This is a genomic window from Azohydromonas australica DSM 1124, from assembly GCF_000430725.1.
In the GTDB taxonomy this organism is placed as follows: domain Bacteria; phylum Pseudomonadota; class Gammaproteobacteria; order Burkholderiales; family Burkholderiaceae_C; genus Azohydromonas; species Azohydromonas australica.
The window spans coordinates 34,131-60,245 of sequence record NZ_KE387210.1; the positions used below are offsets into that span (position 1 = coordinate 34,131).

Consider the following 26,115-nt stretch of genomic DNA (forward strand, 5'->3'; position numbering starts at 1 on the left):
CCTGATGCTTGTGTTGGTTCGTCGGTGTCGGTTCAGCCCCGCGCCAGCGCCCGCTCGCGGATGGCGTCGAAGTCCGCAGGCCGCGGGTGCAGGTCCAGCCGGCGCCCGGCCGCGACGATCTGGCTCGGCACCGCATGCCCCACCAGCGCCGGCAGCCGCCGCGCGGCCTCCAGCAGCCGCGCCAGGTCCACGCCGGTGTCGTAGCCCATGAGCGCCAGCGCGTGCACGATCTCCTCGCTGCACACGTTGCCCGTGGCGCCCGGCGCGTAGGGGCAGCCGCCCAGCCCGCCCAGCGAGGCGTCGAAGCGGTCGGCGCCGGCGGCGATGGAGGCCAGCACGTTCGCCAGCCCCATGCCGCGCGTGTTGTGGAAGTGCAGTGTCAGCTCGGTGTCCGGCCAGCGCTCCCTGAAGGCGCGCACCAGCGCCGCGACCTGGCTCGGGTAGGCCATGCCGGTGGTGTCGCACAGCGTCACGCCGCGCGCGCCCAGCTCGTCCACGTAGCGCGCGCACCAGTCCAGCACGGTGGCTTCGGGCACGTCGCCCTCCATCGGGCAGCCGAAGCTGCACGACAGCGACACGTTCACCGCGGTGCCCGCGTCCCGCGCGATGGCGTTGACGGCCGACAGCGCCTGGTAGGACTGCTGGCGCGTCATGCGCAGGTTGGCCAGGTTGTGGCTCTCGCTGGCCGACATCACCAAGTTCATCTCGTTGGCCCGCGCGTCGATGGCGCGCTCGGCGCCGCGCACGTTGGGCACCAGCGCGCTGTAGACCACGCCCGGCACGCGCTCGATCTCGCGCAGCACCTGCTCCGCGTCGCGCAGCGCCGGAATCGCCTGCGGCGAGACGAAGGCCGTGACCTCGATCTTGGCCAGCCCCGCGCGCGAGAGCGCGTTCACCAAGGCGATCTTGTCCTCGGTGGGCACGAAGGCCGGCTCGACCTGCAGCCCGTCGCGGGTGCCCACTTCCTGCATGTGGATGCGCCGCCCGGCGCCGTTCCAGACTTCGTTGTTCATGCCACCACCTTGTGTTCGCGCAGCGCCGCGATCTGTTGTTCCGTGAGCCCGATCTCGCGCAGCACCGCGTCGGTGTCGTCGCCGAGCTTCGGGGCCGAGTGGCGCACGCCGCCCGGCGTGCCCAGCAGCTTGGGCACGATGCCCGGCACCTCCACCACGTGCCCGTCGCGCGTGGGCTGCCGCAGGATCATGTCGCGCGCCCGGTAGTGCGGGTCCTCGACGATGTCCCGGGCGGTGTAGACCTTGCCCACCGGCACGCGCGCGCCGTTGAGCACCTCCATCACCTCGGCCACGGTGCGCGTCTGCGTCCAGGCCTCGATGGCCGCGTCGATCTCGGCCACGCGCTTCACGCGCCCGGCGTTGTCGGCCAGCGCCGGGTCGTTGCCCAGGTCGTCACGGCCGATGGCCGACATCAGGCGCTTGAAGATGCTGTCGCCGTTGCCCGCCACCAGCACGTAGCCGTCGCCGCAGCGGTAGGCGTTGGACGGGGCGATGCCCGGCAGCGCGCTGCCCGCGGCCTCGCGCACCGCGCCGAAGGCGCTGTACTCGGGCACCAGGCTCTCCATCACGTTGAACACCGCCTCGTGCAGCGCCACGTCGATCACCTGCCCTTGGCCGCCATGCGCCTGGCGGTGGTAGAGCGCCATGAGGATGCCGATGGTCCCGTGCAGCGCCGCCAGCGTGTCGCCGATGGAGATGCCGCAGCGCACCGGCACGCGGCCGGGCTCGCCGGTGAGGTGGCGCAACCCGCCCATGGCCTCGCCGATGGCGCCGAAGCCCGGCAGGTCGCGGTAGGGGCCGGTCTGCCCGTAGCCGGAGATGCGCAGCATGATCAGCTTCGGGTTGAGCGCGCTGAGCGCCTCCCAGGACAGGCCCCAGCCCTCCAGCGTGCCGGGCCTGAAGTTCTCGATCAGCACGTCCGCCTCGCCGATGAGCTGGCGCGCGATGTCCTGGCCTTCGGCGCTGCGCAGGTCCAGCGCGATCGAGCGCTTGTTGCGCGACTGCACCTGCCACCACACCGAGGTGCCGTCCTGGATCAGCCGCCAGTTGCGCAGCGGGTCGCCGCTGCCGGGGGCCTCGATCTTGATGACGTCGGCGCCGAAGTCCGCCAGCGTCTTGCCGGCGAAGGGGCCGGCGATGAGCTGGCCCATCTCCACGACCTTGAGGCCGCTGAGGGCGCCGGGCGGGATCGGGATGTCGGTCATGGGGTCTCCTGTGTTGAGGCCGGGCCTCGCATGCGGGCCCGTTGCTGGGCGCCATTGTGGAAACCGGCACGGCGCCGGGGAATGACGGTGTGGCGAGCCGAGCTTTCGCGGAATGCGAAAGCGGCGCCGCCGCGGGCGTTCAGCCGGGCGCGCGCCGGTGCGCCGCGCCGCCCTGCAGCAGGTGGTCCAGCAGCAGCCGCGCCGGGCGGGGCAGGGCGGCGAAGTCGCGCGCGCCCAACAGCAGCTGGCGCTCCACCCAGGCGTCGTTCAGGCCGATCTTGTGCAGCCCCATGGACACCAGGTGCGGACGCACCGCCGCCTCGGGCAGCACCGCCACGCCCAGGCCCGCGGCCACCATCTGGCACATGGCGTCGAAGCTGCGCACCTGGATGCGCAGCTTCAGCCGCCGCCCCAGTGCGGCGCTCTCCAGCTGCAGCCGCTGCGCCAGCGAGGTGCCACCGGCGAGGCTGACGAAGTCCAGGTCGGCCGCCTCCACGAAGTCGATGGCCTCGCGCCCGGCCAGCGGGTGCTCGCGCGGCACCACCAGCACCAGCCGGTCGCGCCGGTAGGGCAGCGACTGCAGGCCCAGCGGCGGCGTGCGCTCGGCGTAGATGCACAGGTCCGCGCGCCCGTCGGCCACGGCCAGCACCACGTCGGCGCTGTCGCGCTCCTCCAGCTCGATGCGGATGCCCGGGTTGTCCGCGATGAAGGCAGCGATGTCGGCGGGCAGGAACTGGATCACGGCCGAGGTGTTGGCCCACAGCCGCACCACGCCCAGCACGCCGGCGGCGAAGTCCGAGAGCTCGGCGGCGAGCTGGTCCACGTCGCCCAGGATGCGCTGCGCGTGCCGCTGCAGCGCCTGCCCCGCGGGCGTGAGCGTGACGCCGCGCGAGTGGCGCTCCAGCAGCGGCGCGCCCACGGCGGCTTCTAGGTCGGAGATGCGCTTGCTGGCCGCGCCCACCGCCAGGTGCGCCAGCTCCGCGCCGCGGCTGATGCTGCCGCTGCGCGCCACGAAGCCGAACAGCGCCAGGGAAACGAGGTCGAGACGGTGCAGGTTCATTCGGGAATTGGAAAGAGGGTTCAGCCCCGCGGCAGCCATACCGTGAAGGTGGCGCCCTGGCCGAGCCCCGGGGCTTTCGGCACGTACGTGGCCGCCGTGCATCTGCACCAGGCGCCGCACCAGCGCCAGCCCGATGCCCAGCCCGCCCTGGTACGGGCCCACGCCGGGCTCGGCCTGCACGAACAGGCCGAACACGGCTTCCAGCTGCTCCGCGGCGATGCCGATGCCGTCGTCGCTCACGCGCACCGTCGCGCCGGCGGCGTCCTGCTCGGCCTCGACGCGCACTTGGCCGTGCTCCGGGGTGTACTTGCAGGCGTTGGTCAGCAGGTTGCCCAGGATCTGCGCCAGCCGCACCGGGTCGGCCACCAGCGGCATCGGCCCGGGCGGCAGCTGCAGGTGCAGCCGCTGCTGCTTGGCCTCGAAGGCCGGCAGCGCGGCCTCGGCCGCGTCGCGCAGCGCGGCGTCCAGCCGCATGGCCTCGGGCTGCAGCTCGATGGCGCCGCGCGTGATGCGCGAGACCTCCAGCAGGTCGTCCAGCAGCCGCTTCATCTGCGCGGCCTGGCGCTCGATCATGGCCACGGCGCGCTGGCCGGCCGGGCTCAGCGGCTCGTGCCGCGCCAGCACCCGGGTGGCGTTGACGATGGGCGCCAGCGGGTTGCGCAGCTCGTGCGCCAGCGTGGCCAGGAACTCGTCCTTGCGCGCGTCGGCCTCGCGCAGCGCGTGCTCGGCCTGGCGGCGCACGCTGATGTCCTCCACCACGGAGATGAAGTAGTCCGGCGCGCCGGCCGCCGTGCGCACCAGCGACACCGTGAGGTTTGCCCAGACCGTGCCGCCGTCCGGGCGCAGGTAGCGCTTCTCCAGCGTGTAGGTGCCGATCTCGCCGGCGAGCATGCGGCGCACGTGTTCGAGATCGAGATCCAGGTCCTCGGCGTGGGTGATCTCCTGGAAGCCGTGGTCCAGCAGCTCCTGGCGCGCGCGGCCCACGATCGCGCACAGCCGGTCGTTGACCATCAGCCAGCGCCCGTCCAGGCCCACGTGCGCGATGCCCACCGCGGCGTTGTCGAAGGTGGCGCGAAAGCGCTGCTCGCCCGCGTGCAGCGCCTCCGCGGCCAGGCGGTGGCGGGTGACGTCGGTGACCATGCCGACGATGCGCCGCACCTGCCCGTCCTCGCCGCGCACCAGCCGGCCGCGGTCGGCGATCCAGATCCAGTGCCCGGCCTTGTGCCGCACCCGGTACTCCATCGAGAAGGTGTCGCCGGCCTGCAGCGCCGCGTCGAGGTGGCGGTCGAAAAGGCGGACGTCCTCGGGATGCAGCAGCGCGCGCCAGCCGTTCTTGCCGGGCCCGATCTCCTCGGCCGCATGGCCCGTGACGCCCTGCAGGCTCGCGTTGCGCAGCACCTCGCCGCTGTGGGGCCGGTACTCGTACAGCGAGGCGCCGGCGGCCTGCTGCGCGACCTCGGTGCGCTCGATGGCCCGTTCCAGCGCGGACTGCACCAGGGTAGGGTCGGCGGCGCCGAGCGCCGGCCCTGGCGGACCGCCACTGAAAGGCTTGTTGCTCATGGGGGCCCCCGTCTGCGCACCAGGGCGCTGGAACTTGCTTGCCGCGTGGGCCCACCGCGGCGCCCGTTCGGGGCGCGCCGCCGGCGGGCAGGCGTTGTGCGGCCAGTCTAGTGCGCGCGCCCAAGGCTCCGGGCACGGCCGGAGGGCGCCGTGCGACGGGGGCTTCCGCCCCGTTTCACCCCTTGGTGAACACGACGCGCCCGTTGAGCGGCTGCACCGGACGGGCGTTCATCGGGTAGAGCTTGCGGAAGGCCGCGAGCTGCGCCTTGGACACCTCCACCGGCTGGCGCAGCACCTGCCACTTCACGCCCTCGCTGCAGGGCGGCGTGGTCAGCGAGCCCTCGAAGGCCCAGTAGCCCTGCTTGGCGGGGAGCAGCGCGGCGGTGTCGAAGCCACCGTCCAGCGCCGCCTTGGCGCCTTCCTCCTTGGGCATGGCGTCGAACACCTTCTGCAGCGCGGCGTTGGCCTTGCCCTCGCGGAACAGCACGCCCACCACCGCCAGCTCGTTGGCGGCGTTCTTGTGCACCAGGTGCGCCACCAGCGGGTAGGGCTTGCCGTTGACCTTCTCCTCGCTGGGCGTGTGGAAGTGGAACTGCAGCAGCTGGTACTCGCCCGAGGCCAGCTTCACCGTGCCGCCTTCGGGCAGGTTGACCTGGATGGTGTGGCCGTTGTTGAGCACCTCGGCGGCGCCGGCCTTGTAGCCGAAGCCGATGGACGGTAGCTCGCCGCTCTTCTTCGCGCCGCGGATGTCGATGGGCGACTGGTGGGTGCCGAGCTTGCAGGTCTCGAAGCTCTTGTCCAGGTCGCCCCAGTGCGACGCGCCGGCGTGGCCCGTGTACTCCCAGTGGGCATGGTCGGTGGCCGCCTGGGCGGCACCGGTGGTGGACAGGACGGCGGCCAGGGCCAGCAGGGGCAGGGGACGGGGAAGCAGGCGCATTGAAAGGTCTCCGACAGGGTAGTTATGGAATGAAACGGCGCGGATGCTAGCCACGCGCCGTCCTGCCGGATCGCCGATCCCCCGCCGGAAATGCCCGCCGTGAGAGCTATGTCACATCCAGGGCTCCACGGGCCAAAGCACGGGCTGGCGCCTGCCGGGGCTTCAGGCCGCGGCGCGCCGAGCCGAGGCCTTGCGCAGCAGCTTCACCGACAGCGTGAGCAGTCCCGCGCCGGCCAGCACGAAGCTGGCGCACAGCGCGAAGAAGATGCACGCCACCACCGGCGCGGCCGTGCCGGCCCAGCCCAGCAGCCACTGCGCGGCCTCCACCGCCCAGTGCAGCAGCTCCTGCCAGCCGGGGAAGAAGTGGTCCAGCCCCTCCTGCCAGGGCAGCCGCTGCGCGAGGCCGGGCAGGTCGCCGAGCCAGGCGGGGTCCATGCGCAGCAGCGCGTACAGCGCCCAGGCCAGCAGCGCGCACAGCGTGATGCCCAGGACGGCGAGGGACCAGATCAGGATCAGCATGGGGGTTCTTCCTCTTGAAGCTTGGTGCGGAATTGGAGAAGCCCCGCTGCCCCCGGTTCCGCCCCTGCCTACAATTCCGCCTTCCTCACGCGCCGCGCGCCACCCGCGGCGCGTTTGTTTTTGCCGGTGGCCATGTCGAGGACAACCATGTTCAAAAACCTCTCGCGCGGCGCGCTGCTCGCCGCGTGCGTCGCTGCTTCTCCCGCCTTCGCCCAGACCGCCGCCGGTGCGCCCTCCGCGCCGCTGAAGGCCGCCTTCGTCTACGTCTCGCCCATCGGCCAGGCCGGCTGGACCTACCAGCACGAGCAGGGCCGCCTGGCGATGGAGAAGGCGCTGGGCGCCGCCGTGAAGACCACCGTGGTGGAGGCCGTGCCCGAGGGCGCCGACAGCGAGCGCGTGATGCGCGACCTGGCGGCGCAGGGCCACGAGCTGATCTTCGCCACCAGCTTCGGCTACCTGGAGCCCGCGTTGCGCGTGGCCGCGGACTTCCCGAACGTCAAGTTCGAGCACGCCGGCGGCTACAAGACCGCGGCCAACTTGAACACCTACAACGCGCGCTTCTACGAGGGCCGCTGGCTGGCCGGCTACTTGGCGGGCAAGGTCAGCAAGAGCGGATCGGCCGGCTACGTGGCGGGCTTCCCGGTGCCGGAGGTGATCCAGGGCATCAACGCCTTCGCCTTGGGCATGCAGGCCGCCAACCCGAAGGCGCAGGTGAAAGTGCTGTGGCTCAACACCTGGTTCGACCCGGCGCGCGAGCGCGAGGCCGCGCTGTCGCTGGTCAACGCCGGCGCGGACGTGCTGACGAACCACAGCGGCTCGCCCGCGGTGCCGCAGGCGGCGGAGGAGAAGGGCGTGCACCTGCTCGCCTACCAGAGCGACATGAGACGCTTCGCCCCGAAGGCGCAGCTCGCCGCGGTGGTGTCCAACTGGGGCGGCTACTACACGCAGGTCGCCAAGGCGGTGATGGACAAGCGCTGGAAGCCCGCGCCGGTGTGGGGCGGCATCCAGGACGGCATGGTCGAGCTGGCCGCGCTGAACCCGTCGCTGCCCAAGGCGCTGCGCGAGGAGGTGCTGGCCAAGCAGCGCGCCATCGCCAAGGGCCAGCTGAAGCCCTTCGGCGGCCGGCTGGTGGACCAGTCCGGTCAGGTGCGCCAGGACAAGGGCGCGCTGGACGACGCCGCCATCGGGCACATGGACTGGTTCGTGGCGGGCGTGGCGGGGACGCTGCCGGCGGCGGCGAAGTAAGGCGATGGCCTGCGGTTCGGCCTGAAGGGCGTGCGTGCGCTTCACCACGGAACATTCCTTGCCGCTGCCCGGCATGGAAGCCACCACGACCCGCCCCGCCTCGCTGCTGCGGGTGAAGACGATCTACCTGGAGCCCGCCGTCGAAGGCTTCCAGCGCGGCCGGGAGATCCTGGAGCGCTTCCCCGAGGCCGAGCGCATCGAGGTCCCCTCGCACTGGAACATCGCCGGCCTGCACGGCAACGAGGGCCTCGTCGGCGAATGGCTGCGCACCAAGCGCGACGTGCTGGTGCTGGGCGTGCGCAAGTCCATGGCCTGCCGCCCCAACGGCCGCAGCGCTGACTGGATCGCCCCGGGCAGCTCCAATGGCTGCGCCATGGCCTGCGCCTACTGCTACGTGCCGCGGCGCAAGGGCTACGCGAACCCGATCACGGTCTTCGTCAACATCGAGCAGATCGCCGACGCGCTGGAGAGGCACGCCAAAAAGCTCGGCCCCAAGACCGAGCCGAACCAGGTCGATCCGGCCTACTGGGTCTACGACATCGGCGAGAACGGCGACCTCTCCGCCGACGCGCTGGTGTCAAGCAACGTGCGCGACTTGGTTGCGCTGTACCGCCGCATTCCCAACGCCAAGGGCTCCTTCGCCACCAAGTACGTCAACCGCGAGCTGCTGGACTACGACCCGCAGGGCAAGACGCGCATCCGCTTCTCGCTCATGCCGCAGCGCGCGGCCAAGGTGGTGGACGTGCGCACCTCGCCGATGGCCGAGCGCATCGCGGCCATCAACGACTTCGTGGACGCCGGCTACGAGGTGCACCTGAACTTCAGCCCCGTCATCGTCTACGAAGGCTGGCGCGCGGACTACGCCGAGCTGTTCGCGCAGGTGGCGGACGCGCTCTCGCCCCGGGCCCGGGCGCAGATCGCCGCCGAGGTGATCTTCCTGACCCACAACGAGGCGCTGCACGAGGTCAACCTCGGCTGGCACCCGAAGGCCGAAACCATGCTCTGGGTGCCCAAGCTCCAGGAGACCAAGCGCAGCGAGAACGGCGCGGACAACGTGCGCTACCGCACGGGGCTCAAGGGGAAGATGGTGAACATCTTCCGCGAGTTGCTGGAGGCGGGGCTGCCAGGGTGCCCGATCCGCTACGCGTTCTGAATCAGGCGGCCAGCGCCTCCCGCAGCTTCTGCGCCTCCGGCCCGAACCCGTACGCATCCATTCCCAGCGCCCCGTAGGCGTGGCTCTCGTGCAGCCGCAGCGGGGTGGTGTCGCGCCCGCCCGCGCCGGCCGCCACGTACCAGGGCAGCAGGTGCTCGTCGGTCGGGTGCATCAGTGCGCCGTGCGGGGCGCGGGCGCGGTAGTCGAAGAGCGCGTCCCAGTCCCGCTGCGCGGCGCGGTCGGCGAACCAGTGGCGGAACTCGGCGCTCTCCGGCTTCTCCGGCGCGTCCAGTGGCGCACGGCCGGTGAAGGTGGAGAGCAGTCTCAGGTTGTGCGTGATGGAGCCGCTGCCCATCACCAGCACGCCCCGCTCGCGCAGCGCGGCCAGCGCCTGTCCCAGCGCGAACTGCTGCGCCGGCGGCGCCATGGGCATCCAGGCCAGCGGCAGCACGGGCACGTCGGCCTCCGGGTAGACGTAGCGCAGCGGCGTCCAGATGCCGTGGTCCAGCCCGCCTTCGTCCACCACGTGCGCCGCCACGCCGGACTCGCCCAGCAGCGCCTTCACCTCCTGCGCCAGCGCCGGCGCGCCCGGGGCGTCGTAGCGCATCTCGTACAGCGCCTGCGGGAAGCCGCCGAAGTCCGGCACCGCCTCGTGGCGCTCGGCGGCCAGCAGCACCGGCTCGCGCGTGATCGTGTGCGCCGACACCGCCAAGATCGCGCGCGGGCGGCCGAAGGCCGCGTCGATGGCCGGGCCCAGCCGCCGCATGAAGGCGCCGGCCGCGCCCGGCTCCAGCGCGATCATGGGCGAGCCGTGGGACAGGAAGATCGAGGGCAGGGTGTTCATGCAGCCGATTGAAGCAGCGCGGCCCCTGCATGGCGTTGCAGGGGTTTGCACCCGGCGTTCAGGCGCTTGACAAGGCTCGGGTATCGTCCCCGCGCATGAGCTCCCTGCCGCCCGATGCCCTTGCCACGCCGTCCGCTGCCGCCCCCGCCCCGGCCCCGGCCAGCGCGCCCTTGAAACCCTCGCTCGTGAAACTGGCCTGGCGCCAGACCTGGCGCGACCTGCGCGCGGGCGAGCTGCGGCTGCTGGTGGTGGCGGTGCTGCTGGCGGTGGCGGCGCTCACGGCGGTGGGCTTCTTCGCCGACCGGCTCAACGCCGGGCTGGCGCGCGACGCCGGCGCGCTGCTGGGCGGCGACGCCAGCGTCGCGGCGGACCACCCGCTGCCGCCGGCCTTCGAGGCGCAGGCCCGCGCGCTGGGGCTGCGCGTCACGCAGCACTCGAGCTTCCCGAGCATGGCGCTGGCCGAGGAGGCGCAGGGCGGCGGCTCGCGGCTGGTGGCGGTCAAGGCGGTGGCCGAGGGCTACCCGCTGCGCGGCCAGCTGCGCGTGCGCGAGTCGCCCGACGCCGGCGCCCGCCCGGCCCAGGGCATTCCCAGCCCGGGCAGCGTGTGGGTGGACGCCGCAGTGCTGGACGCGCTGCAGCTGCGCGTGGGCGACGCGCTGCTGCTGGGCGACGCGAAGCTGCGCATCGAGCGCGTGATCGCGCTGGAGCCCGACCGCGGCGCCGGCTTCCTGAGCTTCGCGCCGCGGGCAATGCTGCGCGCCTCGGACCTGGAGGCCACGGGGCTGATCCAGCCCGCCAGCCGCGTCACCTACCGGCTGCTGGCCGCCGCGCCGGACGAGAGCAAGGCCGGCAGCGCGGCGGTGCAGCGCTTCGTGGACTGGGCGCAGGAGGAGATCCGCAAGCAGAACCTGCGCGGCGTGCGCGCGGAGTCGCTGGAGGCCAGCCGCCCCGAGATGCGCCAGACGCTGGAGCGGGCCAACAAGTTCCTGAACCTCGTGGCGCTGCTGGCGGCGCTGCTGGCAGCGGTGGCGGTGGCCATCGCGGCGCGCGACTTCGCGCAGCGCCACCTCGACGACTGCGCGCTGCTGCGCGTGCTGGGCCTGCCGCAGCGCGCCATCGCCTCGGCCTACGTGCTGGAGTTCGGCGCCGTGGGCCTGTTCGCCAGCGCGCTGGGCGTGGCCGCGGGCTGGGCGATCCACTTCGTGTTCGTGCTGCTGCTGGGCTCGCTGGTGGAGACCACGCTGCCCGCCGCCGGCTGGCGTCCGGCGGCCTTCGGGCTGGGCGTCGGGCTAACGCTGCTGTTCGGCTTCGGGCTGCCGCCGGTGCTGCAGCTGGCCAAGGTGCCGGCGCTGCGCGTGATCCGCCGCGACGTGGGGCAGCTCAAGGCGGCCTCGCTGATCGTGCTGGCCGCGGGCACGCTGGGTTTCGCGGCGCTGCTGGTGGCGGCCTCGTCGGACCTGAAGATGGGCCTGATCGCCGTGGGCGGCTTCGCCGGCGCGGTGGCGCTGTTCGCGCTCATCGCCTGGGGCGCGGTGCTGCTGCTGCGGCGCACGGTGCCGCGCATGCGCCGGGCGCCGCGCTGGCTGGTGCTGGCGACGCGGCAGGTGGCGGCGCGGCCGGGCTTCGCGGTGCTGCAGGTGTCGGCGCTGGCGGTGGGCCTGCTGGCGCTGGTGCTGCTGGTGCTGCTGCGCACGGACCTCATCGACAGCTGGCGCCGGGCCACGCCACCGGACGCACCGAACCGCTTCGTGATCAACCTGCAGCCGGACCAGGCAGAACCCTTCCGGCAGCGGCTGCGCGAGGCGGGCGTGGAGCGCTACGACTGGTACCCGATGTTCCGAGGCCGGCTGGTGGCCATCAACGGCCGCAGCATCCGCGGCGAGGAGTGGAGCGAGGACCGCGCGCGGCGCCTGGCCGAGCGCGAGTTCAACCTCAGCTTCGACGCGCAGATGCCGGGGCACAACCAGGTATCCGCCGGCAAGTGGACGCCGGACGAGCCCGACGCGGTGAGCGTGGAGGAGGGCCTGGCGCAGACGCTGGGGCTGAAGCTGGGCGACCGGCTGCGCTTCGACGTGGCGGGCGGCATGCACGAGGGCCGCATCACCAGCCTGCGCAAGGTGGACTGGGGCTCGATGCGGGTGAACTTCTTCGTCATGTTCCCGCGCGAGCGCATGGACGAGGTGCCCGCAACCTACATCTCCGCCTTCCGCGCCCCGGCGTTGCCGGGCTTCGACAACCGGCTGGTGAGGGAGTTTCCGAACATCACGAACATCGACGTCTCGGCCTCGCTGGGGCAGGTGCAGGCGGTGCTGGACCAAGTGATCCGCGCCGTGGAGTTCCTGTTCGGCTTCACGCTGGCGGCCGGGCTGGTGGTGCTGTTCGCGGCCGTGACGGCCACGCGCGAGGCGCGCGAGCGCGAGTACGCGGTGATGCGCGCCCTGGGCGGGGGCCGGGCGCTGCTGCAGACGGTGCAGCGCGCGGAGCTGCTGGGCGTGGGCGCGCTGGCCGGCTTCCTGGCCTCCGTCGCGGCGGTGGCGGTCGGCTGGGCGCTGGCGAAGTACGCGTTCGAGTTCGAGTGGCACGGCTCGCCGCTGGTGCCGCTGGTCGGCACGGTGGCCGGTGCGCTGCTGGCGCTGGCGGCCGGGTGGTGGGGCCTGCGCGGGGTGCTGCGGCGGCCGGTGGTGCAGACCTTGAGGCGGGCGGCGGAATAGGGGGTTGCGCGGTGGCGCGGCGTGCCCGCGGCTTGCTCCACTGCGGTGTATGAAGCCCGTACTCCGCTCCCGCATCCCCGCCGAGAAACTCCCCCTGGCCGTGCCGCCCGCCTACCGCGACGACGTGCGCAAGGCGGCCCGGCCCGAAGGCCAGTATTCGCTGCTGCTGTTCGCGCACGCGCCGCGCGACGTCGTCATGTCGGCGCCGGTGCGCAAGGCGCTGCGCCGGCTGGGGCCGCCGGCGGCCGACGGCATCGTGGCCGTGGGTACCGTGTTCACCGAGGAAGCGCTCGCGCTGCTGCACGAGGCCGGCGCCCGGGTGGTGGCTTACCGCAAATCGAAATGGACCGACGAGTCCGCGCGCCAGCGCCAGCTCAAGCCCGAGACCATCGAGGCGGCGGCGCCGCAAGCGGTGCCGGTGCCCTGTCCGCCGGCGCTGGACGATGCGGCCGTGAAGTCGCCCGCCTGCGTGCTGGCCCATGCTGATCCCTATCCCGAGGCGCCGGCGCCCGATGACGACGGCCCGGGCCTGCCCGCCGAGCCGGGCGCGGGCGCGGCCGAGGACGCCGACCACCTGCTGGCGGGCTACGCCGACACCAATTACTTCGTCACCGGGCTGGAGTTGCCGCTGCACCCGGGCGAGCCCAACGCCGGGCTGCCCGGCTTCCTGGCGGCGCAGGGCGCCCGGTGTCTGGCCGTGCTCACGGCCTACAACCCGCGCAGCGACACGCTGCCGGAGGGCGAGAACCAGCAGCGCCAGGCGACGCTGGAGGACTGGCTGGAGGAGGCCGGGCTGCGCTGGGTGAGCGCCGAAGGAAGGCCCCGTGACGGCAGCGTGCGGCCGCACGAGCCGCTGCTGGCGGTGTTCGATGCGCCGCCGGCGCTGCTGCAACGGCTGATGGAGAGCTATGGCCAGAACGCCGTGATCGTCGCCACGGCGGACGCGCCGCCGCGGCTGTGGCTGCGGCCGGCCTTCATGCGCGAGCTGGCGCGCGAGGAGTACGCGGCGGGCTGAGCGCGGCCCGCACGCCGGGCCTCAGAAGGCGACCCACTCCTCGTGGTCGCTTTCCGCCTGGGCGCTGCGCACCGGTGCCGGGCGCGCGGCCGGGGCCGACGGGGCGGGCGACGCGGCGCGCGCCGTGGCCGGAGCCGGGGCGGCCTTCGCAACCGGCTTGCGCGCGGCGGGAGCGGGCTTGTGCACCACCGCCGGGGCCGGCGCTGCGGGCGTGAAGGCCGGCGCCGGCTCGAAGCTCGCCAGGCCCGGCGCCACCGCCACGGCCTCGTCCGAGGCGTTGAGCTTGAAGGTGCCCACTATCTGCGCCAGGCGGCCGGCCTGGTACTTCAGGCTCTCGGCGGCGGCGGCGCTCTGCTCCACCAGCGCGGCGTTCTGCTGCGTCACCTGGTCCAGCTGCGCCACGGCGTCACCGACCTGGCTGATGCCCTGGCTCTGCTCCACGCTGGCGGCGCTGATCTCGTTGATCATGTCGCTCACGCGCCGCACCTGGGTCACGATGTTCTCCATCGAGCGGCCCGCGTCGCCCACCAGGCTGGAACCGGCCTCCACCTGCTGCACGCTGTGGCTGATGAGGATCCGGATCTCCTTGGCCGCATCGGCGCTGCGCTGCGCCAGGGAGCGCACCTCGCTGGCCACCACCGCGAAGCCGCGGCCGGCCTCGCCGGCGCGCGCCGCTTCCACCGCGGCGTTCAGGGCCAGGATGTTGGTCTGGAAAGCGATGCCGTCGATGGTGCCGATGATCTCGGCGATCTTGTGCGAGCTGCCGCTGATCTCCTGCATGGTCTGCACCATGCGGTTCATCACCGCGCCGCCCTCGGACGCGGCCTCGCTGGCGCTGCCCACGAGCTGGTTGGCCTGCGTGGCGGTCTCGGCGTTGTGCTTGACGGTGGAGGTCAGCTGCTCCATCGAGGCGGCGGTCTGCTGCAGGTTGCTGGCCTGCTCCTCGGTGCGCTGGCTCAAGTCGGCGTTGCCGCTGGCGATCTGCTGGCTGCCGGTGGCGATGGAGTCGCTGCCGTGGCGCACCTCGCCGACGATGCGCGACAGGCTCCGGTTCATCTGCTGCAGCGCCTCCAGCAGCTCGCCCATCTCGTCATGGCGCTGGATGGTGATCTTCGAGCGCAGGTCGCCGGCGGCCACGTTCTGCGCGATCTGCACCGCCTCGTGCAGCGGCGTCGTGATGGAGTGCGTCAGCCACCAGGCGAAGCCCACGCCCACCACCAGGCCGACCAGTCCCAGCACCACCATCGTCGCCCGAGCCTTGCCGACGTCATCCTGCACGCCCTGCGCCGTGGCCTGCGCCAGCTGCCGCTGCAGGTCCGCCACCACCACCACTTGCGACTGCAGCGTGTCCATCGCCGGCAGCGTCTCGCGCATCAGCAGCCTGGAGGCTTCCTCGCGCTGGCCCTCGGCCATCAGCTTGTTCACCTTGGTGAAGGAGGCGACATAAGCCGCGCGCGCCGTCTTGATCTCCTGGATCAGCGCCTTGCCTTTGGCGGTGTAGGCCAGCCGCTCCAGGGTCTCCAGCGCCTCGGTGACCTTCTTCTTGTTGTCCTCGATGGCCGCCTGGACCTTGCCCGCGTGCACCGCGTCCTCGACGAAGAACAGCTCCATGGTGCGCCGCGCGTTGTCGCGCGTGGCGACGTTGAGCGTGGCCACCGCTTCGGACTTGGCCAGGTCCACGCTGACGTTCTTCTCGGCGGCCTGGTTGACGCGGTTGAAGCCCAGCACCGCCGTGGCGATGCTCAGGACCAGGAGCGCCAGCACCGCGGCGAAGCCGATGCCCAGCCGGGCGCCGAGGCGGAGGTTGTGAAGGAAGTTCATGTCGGTCGGTTGGCGCGCCCGCTGCGGGTGCTGGCGGGTCGCGGCCTGGAGCTGTGACCTCCCCATGATCGGAGCCGCCCGTCACGGGCTGAAGTCCCGCGCGGCCATGCACGGCCCGCACCGTGCACGAGTTCACATCAATGGAAGCTGACGTCGGCCTGACGGCGGCAACTTACGCGGCGGCATTGACACAGCCGCGCGTCGCTGCTCAAGCCGCGGCCAGCTTCGAGCCGTCCGGCGCGATGAGGTCGCCGCTGCTGAGCCTGAAGGTGCCCACCATCTGCGCCAAGCGGCTGGCCTGGTGGCGCAGGCTCTCGGCGGCGGCGGCGCTTTGCTCCACCAGCGCGGCGTTCTGCTGCGTCACCTGGTCGAGCTGCTGCACCGCGTCGCCCACCTGGCCGATGCCCTGCGTCTGCTCCTGGCTGGCGGCGCTGATCTCGCTGATCAGGTCCGTCACGCGCTTGACCTGCGTGACGATCGCGTCCATGGAGCGCCCGGCGTCGTTCACTAGCTGCGAGCCGGCCTCCACGCTCTGCACGCTGTGGCTGATGAGGCCCTTGATCTCGCGCGCGGCCTCGGCGCTGCGCTGCGCCAGGGCGCGCACCTCGCCGGCCACCACCGCGAAGCCGCGCCCGGCCTCGCCGGCGCGGGCGGCTTCCACCGCCGCGTTGAGCGCCAGGATGTTGGTCTGGAAGGCGATGCCGTCGATGGTGCCGATGATCTCGGCGATCTTGCGCGAGCCGGTGCTGATCTCGTCCATCGTGCTCACCACGCGGCCCATGACGTTGCCGCCGTCGGCGGCGGCGCGGCTGGCGCTCAGGGCCAGCTGCGAGGCCTGCGCCGCGGTGTCGGCGTTCTGCCGGACGGTGGAGGTCAGCTGCTCCATCGAGGCGGCGGTCTGCTGCAGGTTGCTGGCCTGCTCCTCGGTGCGCTGGCTCAGGTCGGTGTTGCCGGTGGCGATCTGCTGGCTGCCGGTGGCGATGGAGTCGCTGCTGCGGCGCACCTGGGACACGATCTGCACCAGGCTGCGGTTCATGCTGTCCAGCGCGCTCAGCAGCTCGCCGGTCTCGTCCTGGCGCGTGGTCTCGACGCGCGAGGTCAGGTCGCCCGCGGCCACGGTCTTGGCCACCTGCACCGCCTGGTGGATGGGCTGCGTGATGGTGCGCGTGAGCCACCAGGACAGGCCGCCGCCCACCAGCAGCGCCACCACGCCCAGCACCAGCATCTCGATGCGCGCGAAGGCGATGTCGTCCGTGAGCACCTTGGCGCTATTGGCCACGACCTGCTTCTGCAGCACGGACAGCGCGTCCACGTGCTGCTGCAGCGCGTCGATGGCCGGCAGCGTCTCGGCCAGCAGCACCCGCGTGGCCTCGTCGCGCTGGTCGGAAGCCAGCAGCTGGTCTACCTTGGTGAAGGCGGCCACGTAGGTGACGCGCGCCTCCTTGACCTTGGCCACCAGCGCCTTGCCCTCGGCCGATGCGACCAGCCGATCCAGCGTCTCCAGCGACTCCGCCACCTTCTTCTTGTTGTCGGCGATGCGCTGGCGCACCTGTTGCGCATGCGCCGCATCCTGGGCGAAGAACAGCTCCATGGTGCGGCGGGCGTTGGCGCGGGTGGTGGCCGTGAGCGTGGCGGTGGCCTCGGCCTTGACCCAGTCCACCTCGATGGTGCGCCTGGAGGCTTTGTCGGCCTGGTTGAGGTTGAAGACCGCCGTGGCAACGGCCAGCAGCATCAGCGCCAGCACCGTGGCGAAACCCATGCCCAGCCGGGTGCCGAGCCGAAGCTTGTTCAGGAAATTCATGGCCGTATTGCGGCGCAACCGTACTCCGGTGCGCAGCGTAGATATGCAATCGGTATTTCTTCGGATGTTTGACGCCGAATTGAAGTGGTCTGCGAGGCGGCTGCGTGCCGGAGTCCATGCGTCTTGACATGGCTCAATCCCGGGCGGGATGCCGGCGCCGGCCCGGTGGCGCCGGCACGGCCGCTGCTTGGGCGGGGGGCGCCGGGCGCCGCGTGCAGAATTCCCACTTCCCTTGCCGCCGCGCCTGCTCTTCGCCGACCTGCCATGCCCGTTGATGCCGCTTCGTCCGCCGACCCCCTGGCCATCGAGCTCTACGAGCAGCCGGGCCACCTGTTGCGGCGCGCGCAGCAGATTGCGGTGTCAGTGTTCTACGAGGAGGTGGGGCGCGAGGTGACGCCGATCCAGTACGCAGTGCTGCGCATGCTGCAGGAGAAGCCGGGGCTGGACCAGGTGACGCTGGCGCAGGAGGTGGCGCTGGACACCTCCACCGCCGCGGAGATGGCGGCGCGGCTGGAGAACAAGGGCTGGATCACGCGCGAGGTGCTGCCGCGGCGCCAGCGCCGGCTGCTGCTCACGGCCGAGGGCGAGGCGGTGCTCGCGCGCACCGTGCCCGGCGTGCGGCGCATGCAGCAGGTGCTGCTGTCCAAGCTCGACGCCGACGAGCAGCAGGAGTTCATGCGGCTGCTGCGCAAGTTCGTGCTGCTGGGCAACGAGCAAAGCCGCGCGCCGATGCGCCCGGGCGGCGCCAGCGCCGAAGGGCCGTCCGAGGTCTGAAGCGCCCGGGGCGGCCGTCCGCCCCTCGTCCATGACGCCCGACCTGCGCCGGGACGGCGCCACAGGGCGCGAAACGTCCCGGCGGGTGGGATGCCGTGCGCGCCCGCCGGCCCGCAGCGCGCATACCCGGGATTGCACCAATTCGGGATGCCTCTGATCCAGGTCAACTTCCGTGTACTGAATGTTGAGGGCCGGGCGTCAGTAGAACGCCCCCAGCCAGAGGCCACGAGGCCGGCGCGCACGCCGGTCCGGCGCTGCAAACCGAGGCAGAGGAGACAAGCCATGAGCACTTTCCAAGACCGCCGCGCCCCGGCGCGGCGCCGCCTGCTGGCGGCCGCCACGCTGCTGTCGGCGCTGCCGCTGCTGGGCGCGGCGCCTGCGGCGCTGGCGCAGCAGTCCGACCCGATCCGCATCGGTCTGATCCTGCCCATGACCGGGCCTTTCGCCTCCACCGGGCGCCAGATCGACGCGGCGGTGAAGCTGTACCTGGCGCAGCACGGCGACACCGTGGCCGGGCGCAAGGTGCAGGTGGTGCTCAAGGACGATGCCAGCGTGGCCGACACCACGCGGCGCCTGGCGCAGGAACTGGTGGTCAACGACAAGGTGACGGTGCTGGCCGGCTTCGGCCTCACGCCGCTGGCGCTGGCCACCGCGCCCATCGCCACCCAGAGCAAGACGCCGATGGTGGTGATGGCCGCGGCCACGTCGAGCATCACGCAGGCTTCGCCCTACGTCGTGCGCAGCAGCATGACGCTGCCGCAGGTGACCGTCGGCGTGGCGGAGTGGGCGCCGAAAAATGGCATCAAGAAGGTCGTGACGCTGGTGAGCGACTACGGCCCGGGCATCGACGCCGAGAAGGCGTTCAAGGAGCGCTTCGAGCTCAACGGCGGCAAGGTGGTGGAGCAGGTGCGCGTGCCGCTGCGCAACCCGGACTTCGCGCCCTTCCTGCAGCGCGTGCGCGACGCCGGCGCGGAAGCGCTGTTCGTCTTCGTCCCGTCGGGCGTGGGCGCGGCGCTGATGAAGCAGTTCGCCGAGCGCGGGCTGGACAAGGCGGGCATCAAGCTGCTGGGCACCGGCGACGTGACGGACGACGACATCCTCAACGACATGGGCGACGTGGCGCTGGGGGTGGTGACCTCGTTCCACTACTCGGCCGCGCACAAGAGCGCCGCCAACCAGCAGTTCGTCGACGCCTTCCAGAAGGCCAACAAGTTCCGCCCCAACTTCATGGCCGTGGGCGGCTATGACGGCATGCGCGTGATCATGGAAGGCCTCAAGGCCACCAAGGGCGCGGGCGGCGAGGCGCTGCTGAACGCCATGAAGGGCCAGACCTTCGAGAGCCCGCGCGGGCCGGTGTTCATCGACGCGCAGACGCGCGACATCGTGCAGGACGTCTACATCCGCAAGGTCGAGCGCCAGAACGGGCAGCTCTGGAACGTGGAGTTCGAAACCCTCAAGGGGGTGAAGGACCCGGGCAAGGCAGGGGCGGCGGGCGCGCCGAAGTAAGCCCGCTGGAGCCGACGTGCTGACCCTGCTCTTCGACGGCATCGCCTACGGGATGCTGCTGTTCGTGCTGGCCGTGGGGCTGGCCGTGACCATGGGGCTGATGAACTTCATCAACCTCGCCCACGGCGCCTTCGCCATGGCGGGCGGCTACGCCACCGTGCTGCTCATGCAGCATGCCGGGCTGCCCTTCCTGGCGACGCTGCCGCTGGCGTTCCTGATCACGGCCGCCGCCGGCGCGCTGCTGGAGCGCACGCTCTACCGGCCCATGTACGCCAAGCCGCACCTGGACCAGGTGCTGTTCTCCATCGGCCTGGTGTTCATGGCGGTGTCGGCAGTGGACTACCTCATCGGCTCGCAGCAGCAGTTCGTGAAGCTGCCGGCCTTCCTGCAGGGGCGGCTGGACTTCGAGGCGGTGGGCATCGGCAAGTACCGGCTGTTCATCGTGGCGGTGTGCGCGCTGCTGGCGCTGGCGCTGCAGTGGGTGCTGGCGCGCACGCGCTTCGGCAGCCGGCTGCGCGCGGCGGTGGACGACCCGCGCGTGGCCTCGGGGCTGGGCATCAACGTCAACCGCGTGTTCCTGCTCACCTTCGCGGTGGGCTCCGGCCTGGCTGGCCTGGGCGGGGCGCTGGGGGCGGAGGTGCTGGGGCTCGATCCCACGTTCCCGCTGAAATTCATGATCTATTTCCTGATCGTGGTCGCCGTGGGCGGCACCAGCAGCGTCACCGGGCCGCTGGTGGCCGCGCTGCTGCTGGGCATTGCCGACGTGGCGGGCAAGTACTACGCGCCCAAGATCGGCGCCTTCATCGTGTACGCGCTGATGATCGCTATCCTGCTGTGGCGCCCGCAGGGGCTGTTCGTGCGCAAGGGGGCCCGCTGATGAGCGCCGGTGTTTCCTCCGCCGCTTCCACCGCTGCGGCCCGACCGTCCGCCGACGTGCGCCTGGCGCTGCGCCGGGACGCGCGCTGGCACTGGTGGGAGATCGCGCTGCTGGCGGCGCTGGCGGCCTCGTGGTTTTTGCTGCCCGGGCACGCGCTGCTGGGCAACGAGATCGCGATCCTGGCGCTGTTCGCGCTGTCGCTGGACCTGATCCTGGGCTACGCCGGCATCGTCTCGCTGGGCCATGCCGCCTTCTTCGGCGTGGGCGCCTACGGCGCGGCGCTGTTCGCCAAGCACGTGATGCCCGATCCCATCGTCGGCCTGCTCGCAGCCATGGCCGCCGCGGCGCTGCTGGGGCTGCTCACCAGCGCCTTCATCCTGCGCGGCACCGACCTCACGCGGCTGATGGTGACGCTGGGCGTGGCGGCGGTCCTCTACGAACTGGCCAACCGTTTCGACCAGATCACCGGTGGCGCCGACGGGCTGCAGGGCGTGGTGATCGGCCCGCTGCCCGGCGGCCTGGAGTTCGACTTGGCCGGGCGCGTGGCCTGGGGCTACTCGCTGGCGGTGCTGGTGCTGGCGCTGCTGCTGTGCCGGCGCCTGGTGCACTCGCCCTTCGGCGTCGGGCTGCAGGCACTGCGCGACAACCGGCTGCGCGCGTCGGCGCTGGGCCTGAACGTGAACGCGCGGCTGGTGGCGGTCTACACCATCGCCGCGGCGCTGGCCGGCGCTGCCGGGGCGCTGCTGGCGCAGACGACGGGCTTCGCCTCGCTGGACGTGCTGGACTTCCACCGCAGCGCCGACGTGATGCTGGTGGTGGTGATCGGCGGCGCGGGCTGGCTGTGGGGCGGGGTGCTGGGGGCCATCGCCTTCAAGCTGCTGCACGACCTGATCGCGGCCTGGACGCCGCAGTACTGGACCTTCTGGCTCGGCCTGTTCCTGGTGGTGCTGATGCTGGTGGGCCGCGAGCGGCTGCTGCGGCCGTGGACTTGGTGGAGGAGGGGCGCATGAGCGCATACGCACGGCCGCTCCGAAGGGTGCGCTCCGTCCCCCGTGGGGGGACCGCGCGCAGGGCGAGGGGGCACCAATGAGCGCAGTCATGCAGCCCGTGCTGGAGACGCGCGGCCTGGTGCGGCGCTTCGGCGGCCTGGTCGCCACCAACGACGTGACGCTGGCGGTGATGCCCGGCGCGCGCCACGCGCTCATCGGCCCCAACGGCGCGGGCAAGACCACGTTGATCAACCTGCTCACCGGCGTGCTGGAGCCCACGCAGGGCCGGATCCTGCTCAAGGGCGAGGACGTGACCGGGCTGGCCGCGCACAAGCGCGTCGGCCGCGGCCTGGTGCGCACCTTCCAGATCAACCAGCTCTTCAACCAGCTCACGCCGCTGCAGTCGCTGGCGCTGGCGGTGTCGCAGCAGCGGCGCCAGGGCGCGCGCTGGTGGCAGCCGCTGGGGCGCGACGCGGCGGTGGCGCAGCGCGTGGAGGCGCTGCTGCACGAGTACCGGCTGGCTGACGTGATGCACCAGCGCACGGCGCTGCTGCCCTATGGCAAGCGGCGGCTGCTGGAAATCGCGCTGGCCATCGCCGGCGAGCCGCGGGTGCTGCTGCTGGACGAGCCCGCCGCGGGCGTGCCCGAAGGGGAGCGGCAGGAGATCTTCGACAGCCTGGCGCGGCTGCCGGCGGACGTGGCGGTGCTGCTGATCGAGCACGACATGGACCTCGTCTTCAACTTCGCCACGCACGTGACGGTGCTGGTCAGCGGCGCCGTGTACGCCGAGGGCGGCGTGGACGAGATCGCCCACGACCCGCGCGTGAAGGCGGTGTACCTCGGGGAAGGGGTGGCCCATGGCTGATGAGCTGCTGCGCATCCAGGGCCTGCGCGCCGGCTACGGCGAGGCAGTGGTGCTGGAGGACATCGAGCTGGAGCTGGCCGCGGGCCAGTCGCTGGCGCTGCTGGGCCGCAACGGCACGGGCAAGACCACGCTGATCAACTCCATCGCCGGCGTGACGCGGCGCCATGCCGGGCGGCTGTTCCTGGGCGGGCGCGAGATCACGCAGCTGCCGCCCTTCAAGCGCGCCGAAGCCGGCGTCGGCTGGGTGCCGCAGGAGCGCAACATCTTCAAGTCGCTGACCGTGGAGGAGAACCTCACGGCGGTGGCCCGGCCGGGCCCGTGGGACGTGAAGCGGGTCTACGCGATGTTTCCGCGGCTGGAGGAGCGGCGGATGAACATGGGCAACCAGCTCTCGGGCGGCGAACAGCAGATGCTGGCCTTCGCGCGGGCGCTGGTGCTCAACCCGCGCCTGCTGCTGCTGGACGAGCCGCTGGAGGGGCTGGCGCCGATCATCGTGGAGGAGCTGCTGCGCTCGATCGCGCGCGTGGTGCGGGAGGAAGGGCTGTCGGCGATCCTGGTGGAGCAGAACCCGCGGCTGATCCTGTCCATGACGCACCACGCCGTGGTGCTGGACCGCGGCCGCGTGGTGCACCGCGCCGGCAGCGAGGAACTGGCGGCCGATGCGGGGACGCTGGAGCGGTTGCTGGCGGTGGCACGCTGACGCGGGCCGTGCTCCGCCTCACGGCAGCTTGTTCCTGAGCACCACAATCCACGGCCGCTTGGCCGTGGGCAGCAGCAGGCCGCTGGCGTAGAGGGGCGCCACGGTCCAGACCACGCCGTCGCGCACGTTGCCGCCGATGGCGCCCAGCGTGCCGAGGCCGGTTTCCACCACCAGGTCGCAGTGGTAGCCGCCGCGGCTGGCGGGGTCGGCCAGCTGCGCGTAGGCCGTCACCCGCAGCGCGGTCTCGTTGCGCGGGGCGCAGATCAGGTCGCCCACCGCCGGCGCGGTGGTGGCGGCGTCCAGCGCCTCGAAGCCCTGCAGGTCGGGCGCGTCGTGGATGCGCTTGATGTAGTGCCAGTGCAGCGCGCTGCCCGGGAACACCGCCTCGCCGATGCCCGAGGACTTCATCAAGAAGCTGATGAACACCGCCGACCAGGCCACCAGCGAGCCGTCGCGGTACTGCGCTTCCTGGGCTTCGAAGTCGCCGCTGCCGGACGCCTGCCAGTAGAGCAGCACGCGGCTGCTGAAGTCCGGCATGTACTCCTGCCGCGGCACCGTGGCGGCGGGCCACTCGTAGGTGTCGGCGGCGGCGTGCCACTTGACGCGGCCCCACAGCGCCCATTCCTGCAGCGCCGTGTACACCAGGCGCTGCCTGGGCGTGGGCAGGGTGACGACGCGCCCGCCCAGGCCGGTGGCCGCGGGCGGCTGCTGCGGCGGTTCGACCGGCGTGGCGCAGCCGGTCAGCATCAGGGCGGCGGCCGTGGCCAGCGCCGCAGGGAGTCTCCAGGTCAAGGGTGCGAGTCGGGCCATGTCCGTTGCGGCAAGGCAGCCTGAGTGCCTGGGCACGCTTGCCGAGGCTGCCGGCCGGACCGGGGCGGCTTCAGTCCGTGCACCGCTGCCCGTCCGGCGTGCCGGGGCAACTGCTGTAGTTGGTCTGCAGGCCCACGCGGTCGCCGGTGCGGCCGGAGAGGACCAGCGTCTTGTGGGCATTGGCGCGCAGGGGGGTGGCGCCAGCGTTGCGCACGCTCACCGTGGAGGCGAGCACGCGCGGGCGCAGGGCGGTTTCGCCCAGGCGCTCGGCCTCGCCTTCGCCGCAGGCGCCGCGGCTGCCGCAGACGTAGAACTGCTGCAGGCCCAGTGGTCCGTGATCGAAGTGCCAGGAAGCGCTGATCGTGGCGCCGGCGCCGGGCTCCAGCGCCAGCGTGCGCAGCGCGGACAGGCCCGGGGCCTCGACCTCCGGCCAAGGCTGGGTCTCCATCGACGACCAGATCGGCGGCGTGCCCACCACCGGCACGCGGAAGCTGTTGCGCCCGCTCACGCTGAAGGCGCTGCTGCAGTTGGCGTCGGCGTAGAGCGAGATCGTGACGCGGCGCCCGCCGTGGAAGAAGTTGCGGATGGTCGCGTCGCCCAGCGTGCCCTCGGGCAGCAGCACCCAGCTGTCGTCCATGTGGCGCGTGGCGCCGCGGGCCGGGTCCAGGCTGGGCGTGGCGCCGTAGCCATCGGCCGTCCACAACGCCAGGCGGCGCTGGTTCGTCGCCCCGGGGTGGCGCTTGTAGTACGCCACCGTCGTCAGGCGCCCGTCGGCGTCCTGCTGCTCGACCCGGGCACAGGCCAGGCTGGCGCGGGCCTCGATCTCGAAGGACAGGGCGCGGTCGTACTGCGCCGGTGCCGAAGCGTCGACGCGCTGGGTGCGCTGGGCATGGGCCCCGGCGTACAGGCCCAGCGGCCGCCGGTCGCCGAGGAAGCGCCAGGCGCCGCCTTCGCGCGTGACGCCCAGGTCCTCGCCCGCGGCGTGCACCTCGCCCTGCGGGTTGCGCAGCGCCAAGCTCACACCGCACACCGGTGTGGTGCCCGACAGATCGCAGTCCTCCAGCACCGGGCTCAGCAGCGTGCTGCCCCACAGCGGCCCGCTGCCGTCCTCGCCCTGCGCGAATTGGGCGCACATCGCCTGGGCCACGGCGGCAGCGCCGCTGGCGGCCTCAGCGCCGTCCTCAAGCCGGGCCGTGGAAGCCATGAGCGCCTGCAGTCCGGTCGCAGGGTTGGCGCAGGCCGCGGCGCTGGCCAGTGCGGCGCTCATGTTCCTGAACAGCGTGTCCAGCCCCTGCAGGTCCAGCGTGTCGGCCGTCGTGTCGCTGCCCAGGCTGCCCAGGCTGCCCAGGCTGCGTCCCGGCTCCAGGTACAGGTTGCCGCTGCCCAGGCGCGGCGAGATCTGCACGAAGGGCACGCCGTCCTCGCCCAGCGCCACGTCTACGGCATCGAGCAGGCCGTCGTAGCCGCGGTGCGAGCCGGCGTCGAGCGTGCCGGAGACGAAGTCGAAGCTGGTGCCCAGGCCCTGGGCTGCGAGCAGCGCAGCCAGGCTGCCGCGCAGTTGCGCCTGCGCAGCATCGAGCCGGGCGCTGGTCAGCGTGGGGGCGGCCCCGCTCATCAGCCCTTCGGGCCGGCTGCCGCCGGCCAGCAGCAGGGCGGCGCTGGTCAGCGGCGTGACGTTCGCGGTGCCGGCGGCCGTGGCCACGGCGTACAGGCAGCGGTAGTCGACGCCGGCGTAGCCGCAGGCCGCGATGCGCCAGGGGCCGTGGCCCGTGAGGGGAATGCCGCTGTAGCGGCCGTCACTGCCGATGGCCACGTCGGAGGCGACCATGGCGCCATCGGCGTCCAGCACGCGCAGGCGGCCGTCGCTCAGGGCCGCGCCCACGGCGACCGTGCCGCTCAGCGTCGTCAGCGAGGCGGGCACCGCGCTGCCGTTGCCGCCGCCGCAGCCTGTCAGGCCCCAGACCAGCAGCGCGGCGCTGGCCGCCAGGGACGTGGCCCGCAGCGCGGCGGGCGCGTGGAACAGGCGGGCGAAATCGGGTTGGTCATGCATGGGACAGCCTTGTGTTGCAGCGCTTGGCCAGGCTATCGGCCGGGGCCCGCGCAGGCTTGAGGCCGCGGTCGCCGCCACGGCTCAGGGAAATTCCCAGGTCCGGGGCCATACCGTGCAAAGAACACGATCCGTACCCTGAATGACCGCTCCGGCACGCCGGATCCGTTGGCAGCCGCGGTCTTCGCGGTGCAGCCCGGGCCGGCGCACGGCTTGCCGCGCCCTTGCCACGGCGCGGCCGGCGGGCCGGCCGAGCGCCTGGAACCCCTGAGGAGACGAGCACATGTTCCCGAAGAACACTTGGTACGTGGCCTGCGTGCCCGAGGACATCGCGGCCAAGCCGCTGGGCCGCAAGGTCTGCAACGAGGCCATCGTTTTCTACCGCCAGGCCGACGGCCGGCCGGCGGCGGTGGAGGACTTCTGTCCGCACCGCGGCGCGCCGCTGTCGCTGGGCTTCGTGAGCGACGGCAAGCTGGTGTGCGGCTACCACGGGTTGGAAATGGGTTGCGACGGCAAGGCCATCGCCATGCCGGGGCAGCGGGTGCGGGGCTTTCCGTGCATCAAGAGCTACGCGGTGGAGGAGCGCCACGGCTTCATCTGGGTCTGGCCCGGCGACAAGGAGCAGGCCGACCCCGCGCTCATTCCCGACCTGCACTGGGCCAA

General features: G+C 72.3%; 21 protein-coding genes and 1 pseudogene. 11 read left to right on the plus strand and 11 right to left on the minus strand.

Annotated features, from left to right (window positions below; all coding sequences use genetic code 11):
- Positions 1 to 32: 32 nt before the first annotated feature.
- From H537_RS0131635 to H537_RS0131655, 6 genes and pseudogenes are all read right to left on the minus strand, one after another.
- Entirely contained in the window at positions 33 to 1,013 is a 981-nt protein-coding gene (locus tag H537_RS0131635) for a hydroxymethylglutaryl-CoA lyase (protein ID WP_029001081.1), read from the minus strand.
- Entirely contained in the window at positions 1,010 to 2,218 is a 1,209-nt protein-coding gene (locus H537_RS0131640; protein ID WP_029001082.1) for a CaiB/BaiF CoA transferase family protein, read from the minus strand. The genes H537_RS0131635 and H537_RS0131640 overlap by 4 nt, the downstream gene beginning before the upstream one ends.
- Positions 2,219 to 2,357: 139 nt before the next feature.
- A complete protein-coding gene (locus H537_RS55995; RefSeq protein ID WP_029001083.1) occupies positions 2,358 to 3,278 on the minus strand; it encodes a LysR family transcriptional regulator in 921 nt (306 codons plus the stop codon).
- Between the two features lie 81 nt (positions 3,279 to 3,359).
- Positions 3,360 to 4,838: pseudogene (locus tag H537_RS56000) on the minus strand (PAS domain-containing sensor histidine kinase); the annotation flags it as partial.
- A gap of 175 nt (positions 4,839 to 5,013) precedes the next feature.
- Positions 5,014 to 5,775 (minus strand): carbonic anhydrase, encoded by a 762-nt coding sequence (locus H537_RS0131650; RefSeq protein ID WP_029001084.1) that lies wholly within the window; start codon positions 5,773 to 5,775, stop codon positions 5,014 to 5,016.
- A 162-nt stretch (positions 5,776 to 5,937) separates the two neighbouring features.
- Entirely contained in the window at positions 5,938 to 6,294 is a 357-nt protein-coding gene (locus tag H537_RS0131655) for a hypothetical protein (RefSeq protein ID WP_029001085.1), read from the minus strand.
- Positions 6,295 to 6,441: 147 nt separating this feature from the next.
- Here H537_RS0131655 and H537_RS0131660 point away from each other — a divergent pair, with 147 nt between their 5' ends.
- Positions 6,442 to 7,539, plus strand: coding sequence for a BMP family ABC transporter substrate-binding protein (locus H537_RS0131660; protein ID WP_029001086.1), 1,098 nt, complete (start codon positions 6,442 to 6,444; stop codon positions 7,537 to 7,539).
- 34 nt (positions 7,540 to 7,573) lie between these two features.
- Positions 7,574 to 8,692, plus strand: coding sequence for a spore photoproduct lyase family protein (locus tag H537_RS0131665; protein WP_211235119.1), 1,119 nt, complete (start codon positions 7,574 to 7,576; stop codon positions 8,690 to 8,692).
- 1 nt (position 8,693) lies between these two features.
- Here H537_RS0131665 and H537_RS0131670 read toward each other — a convergent pair whose 3' ends face one another.
- Positions 8,694 to 9,536 (minus strand): dioxygenase family protein, encoded by an 843-nt coding sequence (locus H537_RS0131670; protein ID WP_029001088.1) that lies wholly within the window; start codon positions 9,534 to 9,536, stop codon positions 8,694 to 8,696.
- A gap of 95 nt (positions 9,537 to 9,631) precedes the next feature.
- Between H537_RS0131670 and H537_RS0131675 the strand changes: the two genes are divergently transcribed.
- Positions 9,632 to 12,247, plus strand: coding sequence for an ABC transporter permease (locus H537_RS0131675; protein ID WP_084151102.1), 2,616 nt, complete (start codon positions 9,632 to 9,634; stop codon positions 12,245 to 12,247).
- Between the two features lie 49 nt (positions 12,248 to 12,296).
- On the plus strand, positions 12,297 to 13,262 hold the full coding sequence (locus H537_RS49895; RefSeq protein ID WP_051243862.1) for a DUF3293 domain-containing protein: 966 nt from the start codon (positions 12,297 to 12,299) through the stop codon (positions 13,260 to 13,262).
- Positions 13,263 to 13,283: 21 nt separating this feature from the next.
- Here H537_RS49895 and H537_RS0131685 read toward each other — a convergent pair whose 3' ends face one another.
- Together H537_RS0131685 and H537_RS56605 are read right to left on the minus strand one after the other, a co-directional pair.
- The gene (locus H537_RS0131685) at positions 13,284 to 15,083 is read right to left on the minus strand and encodes a methyl-accepting chemotaxis protein (RefSeq protein WP_029001090.1); all 1,800 of its coding nucleotides are present in this window, start codon (positions 15,081 to 15,083) and stop codon (positions 13,284 to 13,286) included.
- A gap of 208 nt (positions 15,084 to 15,291) precedes the next feature.
- A complete protein-coding gene (locus H537_RS56605) occupies positions 15,292 to 16,884 on the minus strand; it encodes a methyl-accepting chemotaxis protein (RefSeq protein ID WP_043461007.1) in 1,593 nt (530 codons plus the stop codon).
- 264 nt (positions 16,885 to 17,148) lie between these two features.
- Between H537_RS56605 and H537_RS0131695 the strand changes: the two genes are divergently transcribed.
- The 6 genes from H537_RS0131695 (at position 17,149) to H537_RS0131720 (ending at position 22,595) form a co-directional block, all read left to right on the plus strand.
- On the plus strand, positions 17,149 to 17,658 hold the full coding sequence (locus H537_RS0131695) for a MarR family winged helix-turn-helix transcriptional regulator (protein WP_029001091.1): 510 nt from the start codon (positions 17,149 to 17,151) through the stop codon (positions 17,656 to 17,658).
- Between the two features lie 282 nt (positions 17,659 to 17,940).
- Positions 17,941 to 19,164 carry an ABC transporter substrate-binding protein gene (locus H537_RS0131700; RefSeq protein ID WP_043460950.1) on the plus strand — a complete coding sequence of 408 codons (1,224 nt, stop codon included), beginning with the start codon at positions 17,941 to 17,943 and terminating at the stop codon, positions 19,162 to 19,164.
- A gap of 16 nt (positions 19,165 to 19,180) precedes the next feature.
- A complete protein-coding gene (locus tag H537_RS0131705) occupies positions 19,181 to 20,041 on the plus strand; it encodes a branched-chain amino acid ABC transporter permease (protein ID WP_029001093.1) in 861 nt (286 codons plus the stop codon).
- Complete coding sequence (locus tag H537_RS0131710; protein ID WP_051243866.1) at positions 20,041 to 21,051, plus strand: branched-chain amino acid ABC transporter permease; 1,011 nt, start codon at positions 20,041 to 20,043, stop codon at positions 21,049 to 21,051. The genes H537_RS0131705 and H537_RS0131710 overlap by 1 nt, the downstream gene beginning before the upstream one ends.
- Positions 21,052 to 21,127: 76 nt before the next feature.
- Positions 21,128 to 21,895: an ABC transporter ATP-binding protein gene (locus H537_RS0131715; RefSeq protein WP_029001095.1), complete on the plus strand. Its 768-nt coding sequence runs from the start codon at positions 21,128 to 21,130 to the stop codon at positions 21,893 to 21,895.
- Positions 21,888 to 22,595 (plus strand): ABC transporter ATP-binding protein, encoded by a 708-nt coding sequence (locus tag H537_RS0131720; RefSeq protein ID WP_029001096.1) that lies wholly within the window; start codon positions 21,888 to 21,890, stop codon positions 22,593 to 22,595. The genes H537_RS0131715 and H537_RS0131720 overlap by 8 nt, the downstream gene beginning before the upstream one ends.
- A gap of 18 nt (positions 22,596 to 22,613) precedes the next feature.
- Here H537_RS0131720 and H537_RS49900 read toward each other — a convergent pair whose 3' ends face one another.
- The gene (locus tag H537_RS49900; protein ID WP_211235120.1) at positions 22,614 to 23,387 is read right to left on the minus strand and encodes a DUF2272 domain-containing protein; all 774 of its coding nucleotides are present in this window, start codon (positions 23,385 to 23,387) and stop codon (positions 22,614 to 22,616) included.
- A gap of 88 nt (positions 23,388 to 23,475) precedes the next feature.
- Entirely contained in the window at positions 23,476 to 25,455 is a 1,980-nt protein-coding gene (locus H537_RS0131730; RefSeq protein WP_029001097.1) for a hypothetical protein, read from the minus strand.
- 280 nt (positions 25,456 to 25,735) lie between these two features.
- On the opposite strand from H537_RS0131730, the gene H537_RS54655 reads away from it, so the two are divergent.
- On the plus strand, positions 25,736 to 26,115 hold a 380-nt coding region (locus H537_RS54655; protein WP_043460952.1), incomplete at its 3' end, for a Rieske 2Fe-2S domain-containing protein.

Coding starts and splice junctions, on each gene's coding strand:
- H537_RS0131675 (WP_084151102.1), top strand. CDS start 9,632: ATGAGCTCCCTGCCGCCCGATGCCCTTGCCACGCCGTCCGCTGCCGCC.
- H537_RS56605 (WP_043461007.1), bottom strand. CDS start 16,884: ATGAATTTCCTGAACAAGCTTCGGCTCGGCACCCGGCTGGGCATGGGT.
- H537_RS49895 (WP_051243862.1), top strand. CDS start 12,297: ATGAAGCCCGTACTCCGCTCCCGCATCCCCGCCGAGAAACTCCCCCTG.
- H537_RS0131660 (WP_029001086.1), top strand. CDS start 6,442: ATGTTCAAAAACCTCTCGCGCGGCGCGCTGCTCGCCGCGTGCGTCGCT.
- H537_RS0131670 (WP_029001088.1), bottom strand. CDS start 9,536: ATGAACACCCTGCCCTCGATCTTCCTGTCCCACGGCTCGCCCATGATC.
- H537_RS0131685 (WP_029001090.1), bottom strand. CDS start 15,083: ATGAACTTCCTTCACAACCTCCGCCTCGGCGCCCGGCTGGGCATCGGC.
- H537_RS0131710 (WP_051243866.1), top strand. CDS start 20,041: ATGAGCGCCGGTGTTTCCTCCGCCGCTTCCACCGCTGCGGCCCGACCG.
- H537_RS0131695 (WP_029001091.1), top strand. CDS start 17,149: ATGCCCGTTGATGCCGCTTCGTCCGCCGACCCCCTGGCCATCGAGCTC.
- H537_RS0131730 (WP_029001097.1), bottom strand. CDS start 25,455: ATGCATGACCAACCCGATTTCGCCCGCCTGTTCCACGCGCCCGCCGCG.
- H537_RS0131640 (WP_029001082.1), bottom strand. CDS start 2,218: ATGACCGACATCCCGATCCCGCCCGGCGCCCTCAGCGGCCTCAAGGTC.
- H537_RS0131715 (WP_029001095.1), top strand. CDS start 21,128: ATGAGCGCAGTCATGCAGCCCGTGCTGGAGACGCGCGGCCTGGTGCGG.
- H537_RS0131720 (WP_029001096.1), top strand. CDS start 21,888: ATGGCTGATGAGCTGCTGCGCATCCAGGGCCTGCGCGCCGGCTACGGC.
- H537_RS0131650 (WP_029001084.1), bottom strand. CDS start 5,775: ATGCGCCTGCTTCCCCGTCCCCTGCCCCTGCTGGCCCTGGCCGCCGTC.
- H537_RS0131700 (WP_043460950.1), top strand. CDS start 17,941: ATGAGCACTTTCCAAGACCGCCGCGCCCCGGCGCGGCGCCGCCTGCTG.
- H537_RS55995 (WP_029001083.1), bottom strand. CDS start 3,278: ATGAACCTGCACCGTCTCGACCTCGTTTCCCTGGCGCTGTTCGGCTTC.
- H537_RS0131655 (WP_029001085.1), bottom strand. CDS start 6,294: ATGCTGATCCTGATCTGGTCCCTCGCCGTCCTGGGCATCACGCTGTGC.
- H537_RS0131635 (WP_029001081.1), bottom strand. CDS start 1,013: ATGAACAACGAAGTCTGGAACGGCGCCGGGCGGCGCATCCACATGCAG.